Source organism: Sorangiineae bacterium MSr11367 (assembly GCA_037157805.1).
In the GTDB taxonomy this organism is placed as follows: Bacteria; Myxococcota_A; Polyangia; order Polyangiales; family Polyangiaceae; genus Pendulispora; species Pendulispora rubella.
On record CP089983.1, the window covers coordinates 7,418,384 to 7,435,388 of the forward strand.

Below are 17,005 nucleotides of genomic sequence, written 5' to 3' on the forward strand. Positions count from 1 at the left end.
CACAAGGAAAATAGGGCGCGGGTCGGCCGTGTCAAGTCGCACAGTTGATCGGCTGGTACGGTGTAATTGGAACATCCATAGCCACCGGTTGTGCTGTCCCGGATTCGTTGACTTCGGGCCCCAAAGCCGGTCTCCTTTCAGAGACAGCGGAAGCGGACGCGCAACAGGCGGGAGGGAGAGAACCTGGTGGTCGAGGCGGGGTTGACGCGGTCTTTGGACGAGCTCCTAAGCAAACCCGGGGCGTTCCCGGGCTATACCTTGGACGAGGTGGTGCACCGCGGGTCGAAGTGCACCGTCGCACGCGCCCGGCGCGCGCGGGATGACTGCCGCGTGGTCCTCAAGATCGTGACCGACGCCGATCCGGACTGCCGTCCCTTCGCCGTATTGCGCCACGAGCGGGCCGTCGCCAACCGCGTGGCGAGCGATGGCATCGTGCGCGCGCTCGGGCTGGAGCAATGGAGCGGGCGCGTTGCCCTGGTGCTCGAGGACTTCGGCGGCATCTCCCTGCGGGAGTACCTCGATCGGGACGGCAAGCTGTTGCCCGAGGTCTTTCTCGACATTGCCGGTCAGCTCTGCACGGCGCTGGTCGAGATCCACCAGCACGGCATCATTCACAAGGATTTGAAGCCGGACAATATGCTCATCAACCCCGCGGGGGTGGTGAAGATCGCCGACTTCTCCATCGCATCCATTCTGTCGAACGAGGTGATCCCCCAAGGGCACGCGGGCGCCGCCGTGCCCACGAGCGCGCGCGAGCTGGAGGGGACGCTCCCGTACATGGCCCCGGAACAGACGGGCCGCATGAACCGGGGCATCGACCAGCGCGCCGATCTCTATTCGCTGGGCATCACGTTTTACGAGCTGCTCGCCGGCCATCGGCCCTTCCGGCAGCGCGATGCGTTGGAGCTCGTGCACGCGCACATCGCCACGGCACCGGTGCCGCTGCACGAACTCGACCCCGGCGTACCGCGGGCGCTCTCCATCGTCGTCGACAAGCTGCTCGCGAAGAACCCCGAGGACCGCTACCAGAGCGCGGTCGGTCTGGGCGCGGACATCGCCGAGTGCGGGCGGCAGCTGCGCGAACGCGGGCGCATCGCCGACGACTTCGTCCCCGGCACGAAGGATCACCCCGATACGCTGCAGCTCCCGCAGAAGCTCTACGGGCGCGAAGTGGAGATCCGAACCCTGGTCGAGGCGTTCGAGCGCGCCTCGGAGGGGAAAGCGCAGCTTCTCCTGGTGTCCGGCACAGCGGGCGTGGGCAAGTCGGCGCTGGTGAACGAGGTGCACAAGGAGCTGACCCGCCGGCGCGGGCACTTCATCTCGGGCAAGTTCGACCAGCTCACGCGAAACACGCCGTTTGCCCCGGTCGCGCAGGCGGTGCGCGAGCTGGTGCGCCAGATCCTCTCCGAGGATCCCGACTCGCTGGCGCTCTGGAAAGAGACACTCGAAGGCGCGATGGCCGGCAACGGCGGGGTGCTGACCGACCTCATCCCCGAGCTGACCCTGGTGATCGGGCCGCAGCCTCCAATGCAGGAGCTGGGCGCAGCCGAGGCGCAGAATCGCTTCACCCTCGTCTTTCAGAACTTCATCCGCGTCTTTGCGGCGGCGAAGCACCCGCTGGTGATCTTTCTGGACGACCTGCAGTGGGTCGATCCGGCGTCGCTCAAGCTTTTGCAGCTGCTGCTGACCGATCCCCGCAGCGGGCACTTGCTGCTGATCGGGGCCTACCGCGACAACGAGGTGCCGCCGACGCACCCGCTGGCCCTGGCCATCGGCGAGGTGCGGCATCACGGCGCGGCGGTCTCCGAGGTGAGCCTCGGGCCGCTCGATCGCGCCAACGTGAGCAAGCTCGTCTTCGATGCGCTCAGCAGCGACTCGAAGGAGACGGCGAACCTCGCGGCGTATCTTTTTGCGAAGACGCACGGGAATCCGTTCTTCGTGAATCAATTTTTGCGGAGCCTGCGCAAGGAAAAGCTGCTCACGCGCGATGCCTCGACCGGCCGCTGGACGTGGGACCTCGAGGGCATCGAGCGCGCGCGCGTCACCGACAACGTGGTCGAGTTCATGGCGGCGCGTCTGCGGCAGCTCGCGCCCGAGACGCAGGCCATTCTGCGGTTGGCTGCGTGCATCGGTCACCAGTTCGACGTGCGCACCCTGTCCGTGATCCGCGAGGCATCGATTGGCGATACGGCGGATGCTCTGTGGGAGGCGCTGCGCGAGGGCTTCGTGCTGCCCCTCAGCGCGGATTACCGCTTTCTGCATGCGCCGGACAGCGGCCACGCGGATCCCGCGGTGTCGACGGGATCGGCATTTCATGTAGGGTACAAGTTTTTGCACGACCGGGTGCAGCAGGCGGCCTACTCGCTCATCGAGGATGCGCAGAAGCAGGAGGTGCACCTGCGCATCGGGCGGCTTCTCCTGGCCAAGTGCACCACGGGCGGCATTCCGCGCGACGAGGAACTGTTCGACGTGGTGAACCACTTGAACGTGGGCGCCTCGTGCATCGACGGCCGCGACGAGCGCCTTCGCCTGGCGCGCCTCAATTTGCTGGCAGGACGCAAGGCCAAGGCGGCCACCGCGTACGATGCCGCGGCGGATTATTTGCGCACGGGGATGTGGCTTCTGGAGAAGTCCTCTACCTCGAACGGCTCCCCCCCCACGTGCTCACATTCTCCAACGTCCCCCCCCGAGGCGGGGGGATGGAACACCGACTACGAGCTGGCCTTCGGACTGCACCTGGCACGCGCCGAATGCGAGCATTTGACCGGGCGCTTCGGGCAAGCGGAGCGGCTCTTCGACGTCATCTCGTCGCGGGTGAAGACGGATCGCGAGCGGGCGCAGGTTCAGAATCTGCGCATGGTGCTGTGCCTCACCCTGGGCAAGTACGCCGAGGCGGTGGCGGCGGGCCGTGCGGGGCTGAAGCTGTTCGGCATCGACCTGCCCGAAGACCCCGACGAACTGCGCGCCACGCTCGATGCGGAGCTGGCCCAGGTGGATGCGACGCTCGACGGGCGCCCCATCGCGGACTTGATCGACGCCCCGGCGCTGACCGATCCGCGGATGCAGACGATTGGGTCGCTGATGTCCACCGTGACGCCGGCGGCGTACTTCGTGAATCCAACGCTGTTCGGGTTGCTGGGCGCGAAGCAGGTAAACCTGGCATTGCGCCACGGGCACACCAACGTGTCCGCGTACGGCTACGTCGCGTATGGGATGTTCCTGACCGGCGTACTCGGACGCCACCGCGAAGCGTACCAGTTCGGAGTGCTCGGGTTGGCGCTGAACGACAAGTTCGCCAACGCCGAACTCACGTGCAAGGTCAACGTGCTCTTCACGGCGTTCATGAACTTCTTCGGCATGCCGCTGCGAACGGGGCATCAGCCGCTGTCGCGCGCCTATGCGGCGGGCATGCAAACGGGTGACTTCGTTTACCTGTCGTACGCGTGCGACCAGATGCTCTTCATCCGCCTCGGCGCCGGCGACGAGCTTGCGATGGTGCACGAGGAGATCGATAAATACCTCGAGCTGATGCACCGCACGAAGCACACGCTGTCCATCGAGCTGCAGAAGATCATGCTGCAGATGGTGAAGAACCTGCGGGGTCTCACCAAGGGCCGCTACACCTTGAGCGATGCGGGCTTCGAAGAGGCCGGCTACGTGGAGCGGCTGCTCGCCTCGGGGCTCGGGTTCGCCGCGAGCTGGTACTACGTGGTGAAGCTGCAGCTGCTGTATCTGCACGGCGACTACGCGGGTGCGTTCGCCGTGGGGCTCGAGGCGCAGAAACGCATCGGGACCGGCGGTGTGTACTTCGCGACAGAGCTCCCGTTCTACCTCGGGCTGACGTGCACCGCCCTGCACGATGCCGCGGCGGACGACGAACGGGAGCTTCAGCGCACGATGCTCGGGCCGATCGGCGCGAAGTTGAAGCTCTATGCCGAGGAGTGCCCGGAGAATTTCCGGCACAAGCACCTCATGGTGGCGGCCGAGATGACGCGCATCCAGGGGCGCGACGAGGATGCGCGAAGGCTCTACGAGCGGGCCATCGTTGCGGCGCAAGATGCGGGCTTCGTGCACCACGAGGCGATGGCCGGCGAGCTCTTGGCCAAGTTCCATCTCGCGCAGGGACGGCGGACGGAGGCGGCGCGCGCCCTCGACCAGGCGCGGCGTGCTTACAAACGGTGGGGCGCCACCGCCAAGGTGGACGATCTCGAGGATATGCGATGACTCGTAAAATGGATTCCGGGCAAGAGCGCTTTCAGACCCACGAGGTGGCCAACGTGCCGCCGGCGCTCGTCGACTACAACCTGTTCACCACGGATCGTGTGCTGTCCGAGACGACGGCGCGTGAGGGTGCGGGGTGGGCGACGGCCGATCTCACGGCCTTCGGCGAGAAGCTGGGACGCGCGGAGAGCATCGAGCTCGGGTTTCTCGCGAACCGGAATCTGCCGATTTTGCACACGCACGATCGCTTCGGCCGGCGGCGCGACGAGGTGGAGTACCACCCATCGTGGCACGAGTTGATGAGCATCAGCGTGGGCCAAGGGCTTCACGCAAGCCCGTGGTCGGACCCCAAGGACGGTGCGCACGTGGCGCGGGCGGCGGGGTTGTTCATGCTGGTGCAGGTGGAGGCCGGCGTGATGTGCCCCACGACGACGACGTACGCGGCGGTGCCGGCGCTGCGGCGGCAGCCGGAGCTGGCTGCGGAGTGGGAGCCCATGATTCTGCCGCGGCGCTACGATCCGCGCTTTCGGCCGGCGAAGGAGAAGACCGGCGTGCTCGTGAGCATGGGCATGACGGAAAAGCAGGGCGGCACGGATCTGCGCACGAATGCGTCGCGTGCGGTTCCCATCGGCGGCGGAGGGCCCGGCGGCGAGTACCGCATCGTCGGGCACAAGTGGTTTTTCTCCATTCCGATGTGCGACGCGTTCCTGGTGACCGCGCAGGCACCGGGCGGTCTTTCGTGCTTCCTGATGCCGCGCTGGACGCCGGACGGCGCGGTGAATGGTCTGCGGCTGCAGCGGCTCAAGGACAAGCTGGGCAACCGGGCCAACGCATCGAGCGAGGTGGAGTTTCAGGACGCCTGGGCGCGCCTCGTGGGCGAGGAGGGGCGCGGGGTGGTGACCATCATGGAGATGGTGAACTACACGCGGCTCGATTGCGCGGTGGGAAGCGCGGCGCAGATCCGGCAGGCGGTCGCGCAAGCGATTCACTATGCCTCGCACCGGCAGGTGTTCCAGCGCGCGCTGGTGGAGCAGCCGCTCATGGCGCAGGTGCTGGCCGATCTGGCCATCGAGTCGGAGGTCGCGACGGCGCTGGTTCTACGCCTAGCGCGCGCATTCGATCGGCAAAACGACGAGCACGAGACGACACTGCGAAGGCTGATCACGCCCGCGATCAAGTATTGGACGACGAAGCGCTGCCCGGCCATCGTGACGGAGGCCCTCGAGTCGTTCGGGGGCGTGGGCTACATCGAAGAATGCATCATGCCGCGCCTTTATCGGGAGGCGCCGCTCAACTCGATCTGGGAGGGCTCGGGCAATGTGATGTGCCTCGACGTCCGCCGCGCCCTCGCCCGCTCCCCCGAAAGCGCGACGGCCCTTGTCACCGAGCTGCGTTTGGCCCGCGGTAGCGATGCGCGACTCGACCGGGCCATCGCCGAGCTCGAACCCAAGCTGCGCGACGCCGACATGGCCGAGGCGCAGGGTAGAACCTTGGTCGAGCAGATCGTGCTCGCGCTTGCAGGGTCGTTGCTCGTGCGCTTCGCGCCGCGGGCGGTGGCAGACGCGTTTTGCGGCTCACGGCTCGCCGGCAAGTGGACGGGCGCATTTGGCACATTGCCGGCGGGGGTCGACGTGCGAGCGATCGTGCAACGCGCCGCACCGTACCTCTGACTCGATCTCGATCTCGATCTCGATCTCGATCTCAAACCTCTAACTCAGCCTCGATCTCCAACTCAGCCTCGCACCCGCACCCGCACTCGCACTTAGGACGAACGAGAAAGCCTCGCTTTGAGTAGCGCCATACTGACCAACGCGCACACTCGCGAGTGCGAGTGCGAGTGCGAGTGCGAGTGCGAGTGCGAGTGCGAGTGCGAGTTTGAGGTTTTAGGCAGAGGCCCTAAACCGATAACCGCCAGCCCCACCGGGTGCGGCTCGTGCGCAGACTGGGACGGTGCTGCAAGATCATGCGGTGGGCACCTAGCAGGCCGTCGAGAAAGGCCCGCGCACAACCATAAAGGTACAAGCGAAATCGCCGGTGGAGCGCGGGGCTCCATCTTCGCCCGATTTCTTCGGAAACGGCGTCGAGGTTCTCTGCCCACTTTTTGCAGGTCAAATAGTAGTTGTGCGTGTCGTCTTGCAGAAGAGCGACTTCGAAGTCGGTGTGGGCGACCTCTTTGAGGTAGGTGGGCAAATGAAGGGGAGAGGTGTTGCCTTCGAAAACCCACTTGGTCACCACGGAACCCATGGCGAAACGGTCGCCCGAATAGGCGTCGAGGTAGACGCGGCGGCCGGGCTTCAACAGATTGGCGTATTGGCGCAAGGTTGCGCGGTAATTGGGAAGGTGCTCGGTGACCCCGAGGTTCACGATGCCGTCGAACCGATCCTGGGTATCGAATTCGAAGAGATGCACCTTGTGGGCACTGCAATGATGCAGTCCCTTCTGGGCGATCAGGTTCGTCATGTAGCGATGGGACGAATCGGAAATCGTCACCGAGGTGACGTGCAGGCCCTGCTCACCGGCGTATTGCAAAAAAGAGCCCCACCCGCCGCCGATGTCCAATACGCGGTCGCCTGGCTTTAGACCGCAGGCGTCGATGGCATATTGGAACTTGCGCACCATGCCCTTCTCGATGGCCTCGTCGTCGCGTTCGAAAAACCCGTGCGAATAGCTGCGGATGTCTTTGTCGAGCCAGAGCTCGAAAAACTCCGCATCGATATCGTAGTGGCTGCCGATTCCCTTGATGTCCGCGCGCACCTGGCCGAGAACGGCCGCACGAAGGTACGTCGCCCAGAGGTAACGCAGAACGCGGCGGTCGCGCAGGAGCGGCCGGTACTTGAGCAGCTCCAGCAGATCGCCGCCGAAATCGACATCGCCGTTCATGTACGCCTCGGTGATCGCCAGATCGTCGAGGGTGGCCAGGGCGGCGCGGCCTGCGTCGTTGACCACGTCGATGGACGAAGTGGCCGCCCCCGACCCGTAGGTGCGCCCCTCCCCGTTCGGGAACCGGACCGCGAACGGAGTGAACTCGCCCGGCGCCCGCCGCACGAGCTCGTCGTGCCGAAGTTGAAGCACATCGAGGATGCTCGACTCCGCGGCCCGAACGCCGGAACGATTCCAGCCGTTCACTCTGGGGGTCGTGAGCGTTTCGAACGTATCGCGCAGATTCATGAGACCTCCTCCCTTCGACGGGCGGGACCATACCAGCCGGCGACGCCCTCCGGCTTGCTCTGTGTGTAAGAAAAAAAACGCGAAAAGAAATGCCCGTCGACCCCACGTGGCAAGGTCATCCGCAGTCAGACCACCGCCGTCGGCGCCGGGATCTTCCCCTCGGGGAGCTCGTGGCGTCTTCGCCAAAAATAGATGGCCACGATGACGGTGGCGAGGGGCACGCCGACACCGAATTCGTCGATGTAATAGTTGGTACTCCCCGTATCGACGGTCAACGGGGTGAAGATGCTTTGAATGAACAGATTGTGGCTCGCATGCAAGACCGCTCCGGTCCACAAGCTACCCGACTTGATGCGCAGCCAGGTGAGGACGAAGCACATGGCGAACACCATCACGGTGAAACACGCCATGGCAAACCACTTGGAGCCACCCAGGTTGTAATTCGAAAAAAGCAAGATCGGATAATGATAAAGCGACCAGACGAGCCCCATCCACAACGACGTTGCGGTGTACGAGTGGAGTTTCGCCAATTGGGGCGTAAGAAATCCGCGCCAGCCAATCTCTTCGCCCAAGGCCGATGACATGGACCGGGCCATGCCAAACGTACCGGCCAACAGCGTAAACAGCACGATGACGACGCCGTCGGGCAAAGACCAGCCGAATCCTTTGGCCACCTTCGCGACGAATTCCTCTTTGTAGAAGCCTCCACGCCCGGTCGACCAAATGACGATGTAGGCCCCGGCGCTGTAGAGAATGGGCACGCCGTACGCGAGCCATTGGTACTTCGTGGGCCGCCAATTCCACCCAAGCTCGTCGAGCGGGATCTTTCGGATGCGGCATGTGGTGAATGCCGCCAAGGCGGGACCCCACATCAGCATGAGGCTAAAGCCGGCAGGACTGTAGCCGCCCGCCAGAGTCCCCGTGTGGATGCACCAATAATAGGGCATCAGGCAAAAGACGACGGTGAGGCCAAGGTAGGTGGCGATGTTTCCCCTGATCCGTGCTTTGCCATCCATACGAGATACATAGGCTCAATCGAGGAGCCATTTCCAGGATTCGCGGACCGCTTTTGCGACGGGGCCATCGTAGGTGTGCCCGGCGGCCTTCACGCCGACGATGCGCGTCTGCACCCCGGCGGCTTCGAGGTGGCCGGCGGCCTTTTTCGCCGAGGGAAAGGAGCCGGCCTGGCCGCAGGCGAAGAGCACCTTTTTCCCGCCTGCGCCGGCGTAGCGCTTCGCGGTCTCCGGCGTCCACGCGTCGTGGCCGCCCTCGGTGAGCACGAGGCGTTGGTACGGGGTCGCGTTTTTCGGGGCCATGGCGAAGGATGCGCCGAGGATGGCGCCAAGGCTGAAACCCGTGTAGACGATGGGGGCATCGGCGACGTAAGGGCCAAAACGTGCACGCAGAGCGGCCAGCCCCGCGGCGATCTCGCGCCCCAGCACCTTGCCATTGGAATACGTGAAGCGAACGTCCCTGGCCGACGGCGAATCGCGCCGCGCAATCCCCCGCGGGCAGAGCACGAAGGCCGACTCGCCCACGATGGCGTGCCATACTTCGCATTGCCATTCGGGGCGATCGTAGTTCCCGTGCGTCGCGAGCACGATGGGCCGGGGTTCCGTGGCGCCGAGTGGCAGGGACACCACCGCAGGGCCGAAGCCCTCCACCTCGAGATCGGCATAGGGTCCCTCCGCCGCGAGCGGCGCAAGCCCCGGCTCGGGCGACTCGGGCAGCTCACGCTCGCGCGCCTCCTCTGCAACCACGGCAGCCACCGCTGCGTCGGCCACGGGCGCGGGAGTTTGCGAGCGCCCGCCGTTGCAACCGAGGACGCCGTTGCAGCCGAACAAAAGCAACAACAGCCCCCGTCGATCCCGCATGAAAGATAGACTCCGCGGCATGCTCCGCATTGGGTCCCTCGTTCTGGCCGTGTTGCTCACGGCATGCCAGCCTACCGCCGCCCAAGCCCCCAAGAGCCCGTTCGTGGGCGTGTGGAAGGTCGATCCCGCGAAGAGCCACCAGCACACGGAGCCACTCCGCTACGAGGACCTGGGCGGCGGCCGGATGCGCTTTTCCGCAGCCGGAGCCTCGAGCTACGAGTTCGCGGTCGACGGCAGGGAATACCGGAGCGGGGAGAAGCGCACCATCGCGTGGACGCTCCTCGCACCGGGCCAATGGCAATCGACGCTCACGTTCGACGGCAAGGTCATCGAAACGGCGCGATGGACGTCGTCGCCCGATGGCAAAAGCATGAACGTCGTCGCCAATGGCACCTTGCCCAATGGGATGCCGTACCGGCACGACAAGCATTACGTGCGCGAAGGCGACGGCACCGGGTTGGCCGGCGCGTGGCGCAACGTCGAGATGAACACCAACGACATGGCCGACGGTTACGTCCTCGAGGAAGACGCCTCCGGCGTGGTGACGTGGACGATTCCCACGGACAATCAGACCATCACCGGCCGCTTCGACGGCTCCGACTTGCCCGTGGTGGGCGCCACCGCCCCCCCGGGCACCACCCTTTCCGTGCGCCGGATCTCCGAGCGCAAACTCGCGTACACGATGAAGACGAATGGCAAAATTGGCCAGGTTGGCTCCATCACCATTTCGGACGATGGCCGCACCTTCACTGAAGAATCGTGGGCTCCGGGCAAGGAGGATCACAAATCGACGATGGTGCTCGGGCGCTACGACTGCCCACCTGCCCGTGCCGGCGCGGCCAAAGCCGTGGACAAGAACGATCCCAATTGGATTTGCACCGCGAGGTCCAAGCCGGCCCCGTGACCCTTCGCGATCAGCGGCGCAGCTTGAAGAGCACCGAGTGAACCTTGCCGCCCGCCTCCTCGGCGGCGGTCACGGAGAACACGATGTTTCCGCAGCGGTCCGTCGTGACGGCGTCACCGAAGCCCACGCCGAAGGACTCCTCGTGCCGCCAGATGACCGCGCCGGCCGGATCGAGCTTTTCGATCCAGGTGCGGGCCTTGGGCGGTGCGTTTCCGACGAGGCCCCCGCTGAGGATCGCGTTGCCCCGCGCATCGGAGGCGATGCCGCGCACGTCGCGCACCGCATCTTCGCGCTTCGCCCAGAGCAGTTTGCCCGTCTTGTCGAGCCTCGCGACGAAGGCCAGGGGCAGCACGCCGGCGTCCTCCGAGAAGGGCGTGGCGGTATCCTCGCCAAAGAGCTTCACGCTATCGACGGCGAGACCGGCCACGAGAACGTCGCCATTCGGTGCGGCCGCGATGGCCTCACCGACTTGGTCCGAGGCGTCGGTCACGAAGCCGCCGCTGGGACGCGCAATGGGCAGGTCCGCGTCGCCCACGATGGTGCTCCATTGGTGCGCACCGGTGGCCGTCAGGCTCACGATGAACGCGTCGGCGCGCCCTCGGCTCGTTACCGGGCCGGCGCCGAAGTCCACGGTTTCGTGAAAGTACCCCGTCACGAGGACGGCACCGTCGGCACCGAAGGCCACGTGGCCGCCGAACGGCTTGCTCCACGCGACGTGGCCGTCGGCATCGAGCCGCACGGTGCCGAGCTTCGCGCCCGAGACCAGCACGGCGCCGTCGGGCGCGATGACGAGGCTCTGCGCCCCGCCGCTTCCGAGCTCGTGCGACCAAATGGCGTTCCCGTTCTCGTCGAGCTTCGACACGTTGCCCTGGTCGGCCAGGTACGGATTGCCGGCACTGTCCACGGCGATCGCCGTACCGCCGGGCTTTTGCCACACGACATTCCCCTGCGCATCGAGCTTCGCCGTCCCCACGTCGGCCCTTGCTTGGAAGACATGGCCGGAGCGATCGAGCGCGACGCTTGCCGGTCCGAGATCCTCGGCCACGAGGCCCAGTTCGCGCTTCCACACGACGCTGCCATCGGGCGGCGGGTTCGACCCGCACAATGCGTCGTCCTCCGGCGAGGCCGCGGAAGCTACGGTGTCATGGGCGGCGGCGTTCTCATTCTCGTTGGTCGCGTTGCCTTCGTTGGCAGGGGCATTGGCGGCGCACCCAAATGCCGTAACGCCGAACAATGCGATCCAAGTGCGCGCGATGCGCGTGATTCCCAAGTACATGAATTCCTCCTGTTACAGACGAAGGAAGAGACGTTTACGATGTAGAATCGCCACGACGGCGAACCAAAGAAGCACGATGCCCATGGCAAAGGCGAGCGACGCAACGTTGGGGCTCGCCCACGATGCGAACAGTGACCGATAAATCGGTTCGTGCAAGTGCAACTCCTGAAGCAACGCCCCACCCACCGCCGACAGAATGAGCGCCGTGAGCGGGCGGGCCCCAAGAATGACGAAGGGCCGCGCCCAGCCGCGGTGCCCCCGCACGTCGATCACGAAGTGCACGAAGGCCAGGGTCTCGAGCGCAAACCCCGCGCAGAACAGCACGTAGGAGCTGCTCCATAGGCTCTTGTTAATCGGGAAAAGGTGGTTCCACCAAAGGCCCAGAACCATCAGCGCCGCACCGGCGACGAACATGCCTGCCGTCTTTTCGACGGCGGGCCGCCACGCGTGGAGGTAGTGGCCCGTGAAGGCCCCCAGGAGCGTGGTGCCAATGGCCGGCACGGTGCTCAAGATGCCCTCGGGGTCCCACGCCTTGGCACCGCCCTCACCAAGATGTTGCCCGAGCATCATTCGATCGAGGTACGCCGCAAGGTTCCATTCTTTGGAATCGAGGAGGCCTGCACCGTGATGGGGAACGGGCACGCGGGTCATCACGACCCAATAGCCAAGGAGCAAGGCGCCCGTCACGACGGCCCACGTGCGCGGCCGCGTGAACATCACCACCGGTGCGGCGACGAGGTAACAGAGCGCGATGCGCGGCAGCACGCCAAGGATGCGAATCGTCTCGAACGGCGGTCGTTGACCGTCGATCAAGCTCGGAATGCACACGATCAAAAGGCTGATCGCATAGAGGAACACGCACCGCTTGATCACGTGCACGAGCAACGCGGCGGGGCCGTCGCCGAGTTCGCGCCGTTTGCGGAACGAGAGGACCATCGACGCGCCGACGATGAAGAGGAACGATGGAAAGATGAGATCGGTCGGCGTCCAACCTTGCCACCCCGCGTGTTTCAGCGGGGCATAGACGTGCTCGCTGTCGCCGGGGTTGGTGACGAGCAACATGGCCGCGGTCGCCAAACCGCGAAACACGTCGAGGGCGACGATGCGTTGCTCGATGTTAGGTTCACCACGAACGTGGGTGCGTTCAGCCGCCGAAGAGACCCTTTTGGCGCGCCTCCTCGAGGCGGATCTCGAGGTATTCCCAGAGTGCAGGGCATCCCTCGCGGATCGGAGTTGCGATGCGGCCAACGACACGCGCGTGGCTTATGCCGTTTTCGCGCCAGCTCTGGCCTTCGTTCGCCAGGTTCAACAAAACCGGCATCGCGCGGTCGGCAGCGTGGGCGAAGCGTGCCTCGGGGGTCTCGCCGCGCTCGAATTCCTGCCACAGCTCCAAAAATGCCTCACCCTGGGGTCCGGGCAGCAGACCAAAGATGCGTTTTGCCCCAGCTAGCTCGGCAGCTTTGCGCTCCTCCCAACCGCCCTCGGCATAAACGAGGGTGTCGCCGGTATCGATCTCGCCGATGTCGTGCACGAGCAGCATGCGGATCACGCGATCGATGTTCAGCGGCGTCTCGGCATAGGGCGCGAGGGATGCGGCCAGCATGGCAATCTGCCAACTATGCTCCGCGGAGTTCTCGTAGCGATCGAGCCCGAGGGGACGCGTCTTCCGCGTCACCGTTTTGAGCTTGTCGAGCTCCAAAACGAAATTCACGATCGACTGCATCGTCATTCCTTCTTCGATGTCCTGGCCACGTAGACACCGAGCAAGATCAGCCCCACACCGACGAACTGGGCCACGGCCGCGCCCGCGCTTTTGCTGTTGCGCACGTCGAGGAGGACTCCCGCAATCATTTGTCCGCCGATGACGAAGAGCATCGTCTTGGTGACGCCGATGCGGGGCAACACGTAGCTGTTGAGCGCCACGAAGAGCGCGCCGAAAATGCCCCCCATGTAGGCGAGCGCCGGTGCATTCATCGGAATCTCGAACTTCATGCTGGCGATGGTGAGCATGACGACGCTGAGAAACACGAATCCGACGATATGATTCCAAAACGACGCTTTGAAGGCACCGAGGTCGATGGCCAACCGCCCACTGATGGCGCGACTCGCCGCGATGACCGCGCCGTTGAAGACCCCAAGGAGGATGTACCCGAGCATGGCGCCCTACGACCGAAAGAAGATCAAAATGGCACTGCCCGAGAGAACGGCCAACACGACGAAGAAGTCCGTAAGGGCAAATCGCCGTTTGGGTACCCCGAAGAATCCAAATCGATCGGAGAGAATGCCAAAGGTCACCTGCCCCACCAACATGAGGGCCAGAGTCCCCGAGAGTCCGAGCTTGCTGTTCACCGTCACCGCCGCCAGCCACACGGTGAACGCACCAGGGATGCCGCCAAGGTAGGCCCACCCCGGCACCTTCCCGCGCTTCTCGGGGTGGGAACGAGAAGACCGAAAGAGCTGCGTCCCCGCCACGACGAGAACGAGCGCGCCCAACGTGCCAATCCCGTGCGCCATCCACGACGCCACCGCCGGCGTACTATGCCTGGCCAGAACGCTGTTGTAGTGGATCATCACGGCCAGCAGCGCCCCACCCGCCACCGCCAAGATCCAATCCGTCGAACGCCCTTTCATCCTGCCGGCGTTTTAGCACGGGCGCCCGCGGACATGGCTTTCTCGAGCAAGGTTTTGATAGCGGCGGGTGCGGCCGGCGTCGCATGCTCGCGGCATGATGGTTTCGGTTGGAAAGATGGCGCTGGCAGGCGCCGTGTTGGCATCGCTGCTTTCGTGCACATCCTCGGTGCGGACGCCCGCGAAGGCGGCGCCGTCGAAGGAGGAGGCGTATGCCCAGCGGCTGGAGCAGCGGCTTGCGGCGGCACCGGAGGATGCGGGGATCCGGTATTGCCTCTGTTCGGCGTACGACGATGCCGGCAAGGTGAACGAGGCGCTCGCGTGCCTCGAGGTACTCGACAAACGCGGGTGGCCGGTGTCGATTGTCCCACGGGACTTTGGAAAGAGCAGCCAACGGCCCGAGTTCGAGCCGCTCCTGCGGCGGTCGGACGAGCGCGTGCTGCGGGTGAGTCGGAGCCGGCTGGCCTTCACGGCGCCGGGCGAGCTGGTGACCGAGAACGTCGCCTTCGATCCGAAGTCGGGCTCGTTCTTCATCGGCAGCATCCGCCTGCGGAAGATCGTGCGCCGGAGCGGCGGGCAACTGCAGGACTTCACCGCGGGGAACATCCAGCCTCCCTTGCTCTCGGTGGTCGGCATGAAGGTCGACGCCGAGCGGCGCACGCTCTGGGCGGCCTCGGAGCTCGGCCACGGGCCCGAAAAGGGGCGCAGCGAATTGCTCCTCTTCAACGTGGACACCGGCGAGCTTTTGAAGCGCTTCGAGGCGCGCGATGGCAAGCCGCACCTCTTCAACGACGTCGTCATCGCTTCGAACGAGGACGTCTTCATGACCGACAGCGTGGGCGGCGGCGTCTACCGCCTTTCCGGCCGCCGCACCCTGGAGCCCTTCGTCGCCGCAGGGACCTTCGCCTACCCCAATGGCGTCGCCCTCTCCGCCGACGAGAAGAAGCTCTTCGTCGCCTTCGACGTGGGCATCGCCGTGGTGGACGTCGCCACCGGCGCCGTCACCGAGCTTCGAAACGACACGCCGCTCTCCATCGCCGGCGTCGACGGACTCTATGTTTACCGCGGTGGGCTCGTCGCCGTGCAAAATGGCACCGGCCGAGGCCGGGTCCTGCGTCTCACCTTGGATGCCACGGGCCAACATGTCACCCACGTCGACGTCCTCGAATCGGGCAACCCCGACTTCCAGCGCCCGGCGACCGCCGCCCCCACGACCGGCGTTCTCGACGGCGACCAATTCCACTACGTGGCGAACTACCTTCCTCACAGCCACGAATTGAAGGGCAAGCCCACGGAGGACGTCCGCATCCTCTCCCTCGACCTTCCGCACTAGCGTGCTACAAAGCTCGCGAGGCACAGGCATGGAGACGTCGAAATCCGCAGATCGCTGAGCCGCAGCAACCACTGAAAAGTCGTTGTTGCGGCCTCTCCGTTCACTCTTCGTGCGTCCACGACGAGACGGCTGAGCGCCGCCGAATGGTCACTCCTCCATTTGCGCGCAGGTCGTGTCATGTCTCGTTCTCCATCTTCGGTAGTCCATCGTTCGCTGTTTGCGGCGTTGTTGCTCATGTCCCCGTTCGACCTTTTGGCGTCGATGGGGATGGACGTCTATCTGCCCGTCGTGCCGGAGATGCCCCGCATCCTCGGCACGACGCCATCGGTCGTGCAGCTCACGTTGAGCCTGTACATGGTCATCCTCGGCGCGGGGCAGCTCCTGTTCGGGCCCATGTCGGACGCCATCGGTCGCAGGCCGGTGCTGCTCGGCGGTGCGGTCACGTTCGCGGTGGCGTCGTTTCTCCTCGCCGGCGCGGCATCGGCCGCGGCGTTCGTCGCGCTCCGTGTTCTTCAAGCCACGGGGGCGGCCGCGGCGCTCGTGGCCACCTTTGCCACCGTGCGCGATGTCTACGCGGATCGGCCCGAGGGCGCGGTCATCTATGCGCTCTTCGGCGCGATGCTCTCCTTCGTGCCGGCGCTCGGACCGATCGCGGGTGCGCTCTTGGCGGAGCATTTCGGCTGGCGCAGCATCTTCGTCTTGCTCGGAGCCCTCGCCACCGCCGCGACGCTGCAGGCGCTGGCCAAGTGGCACGAGACGCGGCCTGCGCCGACGTCGCGACCGCACCTGGCCTTCGGAGCCATCCTTCGCGATCGGCATTTCTGGACGTACAGCCTCGGCTTCAGTGCGGCCATGGGCGCGTTCTTCGTGTTCTTCTCCACCGCACCGCGCGTCTTGATCGACAAGGCCGGCTTCTCGCAACTCGCCTTCAGCCTCGCCTTCGCCAGCGTGGCACTCGTGCTGATCGCGACCACGCGCTTCGCGAAGGGCTTCGTGACCCGGTGGGGGCACGCGGGCAGTCTCCGGCGCGGCATGGCGATGCTCCTCATCGGGGCGGCGCTTCTCACCGCCGGCCAACGGGTGGCACCTGGCTGGTTTGGCTCGTTTGGCTCGTTCTGGACCTTCGTCCCACCGATGTGGGTCATCGCCGTCGGGATCGTGCTCGCATGCTCAGTGACCGCCAACGGCGCCCTCCAGGCCTTCGGGCACGCCGCGGGGACGGCGACGGCCCTGTACTATTGTGTGGAGAGTCTGATCGTGGGGCTCGCCGGCACGGCGTCCGTCGTGCTCTTGCCCGGCGACACTGCCTGGCCGCTCGTGGCCTACGCCTCCTTATTGTCGGTGCTCACGCTGATTTTTCAAGGCAGCCTGAGCAAGCATGAACGGGCACGCCTACCGGAACGATCGAAGACGATCGGGGACGTACGAGAGCCAACGACGTCACGTTGACGTGACGATCGACGCGAAGCGCGCAAGGATTGCGCGAACAAGCATCGATGACGGGTGCTCGCCATACCGGCGACACGTTTTCAACAGCGTGTCAAGTCACCCGTCATCCTTGATTTTTGGTCGAATCGATGCGACAGACACGCCGCTTTCAG

At 65.2% G+C, this 17,005-nt stretch carries 13 protein-coding genes; 5 read left to right on the plus strand and 8 right to left on the minus strand.

Annotated features, from left to right (window positions below; all coding sequences use genetic code 11):
- Positions 1-186 precede the first annotated feature (186 nt).
- Together LVJ94_28695 and LVJ94_28700 are read left to right on the plus strand one after the other, a co-directional pair.
- The gene (locus tag LVJ94_28695; GenBank protein WXB00888.1) at positions 187-4,224 is read left to right on the plus strand and encodes an AAA family ATPase; all 4,038 of its coding nucleotides are present in this window, start codon (positions 187-189) and stop codon (positions 4,222-4,224) included.
- Positions 4,221-5,891: an isovaleryl-CoA dehydrogenase gene (locus LVJ94_28700; protein ID WXB00889.1), complete on the plus strand. Its 1,671-nt coding sequence runs from the start codon at positions 4,221-4,223 to the stop codon at positions 5,889-5,891. The genes LVJ94_28695 and LVJ94_28700 overlap by 4 nt, the downstream gene beginning before the upstream one ends.
- A 226-nt stretch (positions 5,892-6,117) precedes the next feature.
- Here the strand turns inward: LVJ94_28700 and LVJ94_28705 are convergent, their stop codons facing one another.
- The 3 genes from LVJ94_28705 to LVJ94_28715 form a co-directional block, all read right to left on the minus strand.
- Positions 6,118-7,389, minus strand: a complete 1,272-nt coding sequence (locus tag LVJ94_28705) for a class I SAM-dependent methyltransferase (protein ID WXB00890.1) — start codon at positions 7,387-7,389, stop codon at positions 6,118-6,120.
- A 125-nt stretch (positions 7,390-7,514) separates the two neighbouring features.
- Complete coding sequence (locus LVJ94_28710) at positions 7,515-8,405, minus strand: CPBP family intramembrane metalloprotease (protein ID WXB00891.1); 891 nt, start codon at positions 8,403-8,405, stop codon at positions 7,515-7,517.
- Positions 8,406-8,420: 15 nt separating this feature from the next.
- On the minus strand, positions 8,421-9,263 hold the full coding sequence (locus LVJ94_28715) for a hypothetical protein (GenBank protein WXB00892.1): 843 nt from the start codon (positions 9,261-9,263) through the stop codon (positions 8,421-8,423).
- On the opposite strand from LVJ94_28715, the gene LVJ94_28720 reads away from it, so the two are divergent.
- A complete protein-coding gene (locus tag LVJ94_28720; GenBank protein ID WXB00893.1) occupies positions 9,262-10,167 on the plus strand; it encodes a hypothetical protein in 906 nt (301 codons plus the stop codon). The two genes, LVJ94_28715 and LVJ94_28720, sit on opposite strands and share 2 nt — an antisense overlap.
- 10 nt (positions 10,168-10,177) lie before the next feature.
- Here LVJ94_28720 and LVJ94_28725 read toward each other — a convergent pair whose 3' ends face one another.
- From LVJ94_28725 to LVJ94_28745, 5 genes are read right to left on the minus strand one after another with little or no spacing between them, the layout of a single operon-like run.
- Positions 10,178-11,443: a hypothetical protein gene (locus LVJ94_28725; GenBank protein WXB00894.1), complete on the minus strand. Its 1,266-nt coding sequence runs from the start codon at positions 11,441-11,443 to the stop codon at positions 10,178-10,180.
- Between the two features lie 12 nt (positions 11,444-11,455).
- On the minus strand, positions 11,456-12,532 hold the full coding sequence (locus LVJ94_28730) for a DUF5009 domain-containing protein (GenBank protein WXB00895.1): 1,077 nt from the start codon (positions 12,530-12,532) through the stop codon (positions 11,456-11,458).
- A 55-nt stretch (positions 12,533-12,587) separates the two neighbouring features.
- Positions 12,588-13,166, minus strand: a complete 579-nt coding sequence (locus tag LVJ94_28735) for an HD domain-containing protein (protein WXB00896.1) — start codon at positions 13,164-13,166, stop codon at positions 12,588-12,590.
- Between the two features lie 2 nt (positions 13,167-13,168).
- On the minus strand, positions 13,169-13,600 hold the full coding sequence (locus LVJ94_28740; GenBank protein ID WXB00897.1) for a DMT family transporter: 432 nt from the start codon (positions 13,598-13,600) through the stop codon (positions 13,169-13,171).
- Between the two features lie 6 nt (positions 13,601-13,606).
- Entirely contained in the window at positions 13,607-14,074 is a 468-nt protein-coding gene (locus LVJ94_28745; GenBank protein ID WXB00898.1) for a DMT family transporter, read from the minus strand.
- 94 nt (positions 14,075-14,168) lie between these two features.
- Between LVJ94_28745 and LVJ94_28750 the strand changes: the two genes are divergently transcribed.
- Positions 14,169-15,404, plus strand: a complete 1,236-nt coding sequence (locus LVJ94_28750; GenBank protein WXB00899.1) for a hypothetical protein — start codon at positions 14,169-14,171, stop codon at positions 15,402-15,404.
- Between the two features lie 177 nt (positions 15,405-15,581).
- A complete protein-coding gene (cml, locus tag LVJ94_28755) occupies positions 15,582-16,853 on the plus strand; it encodes a CmlA/FloR family chloramphenicol efflux MFS transporter (protein ID WXB00900.1) in 1,272 nt (423 codons plus the stop codon).
- Positions 16,854-17,005 lie beyond the last annotated feature (152 nt).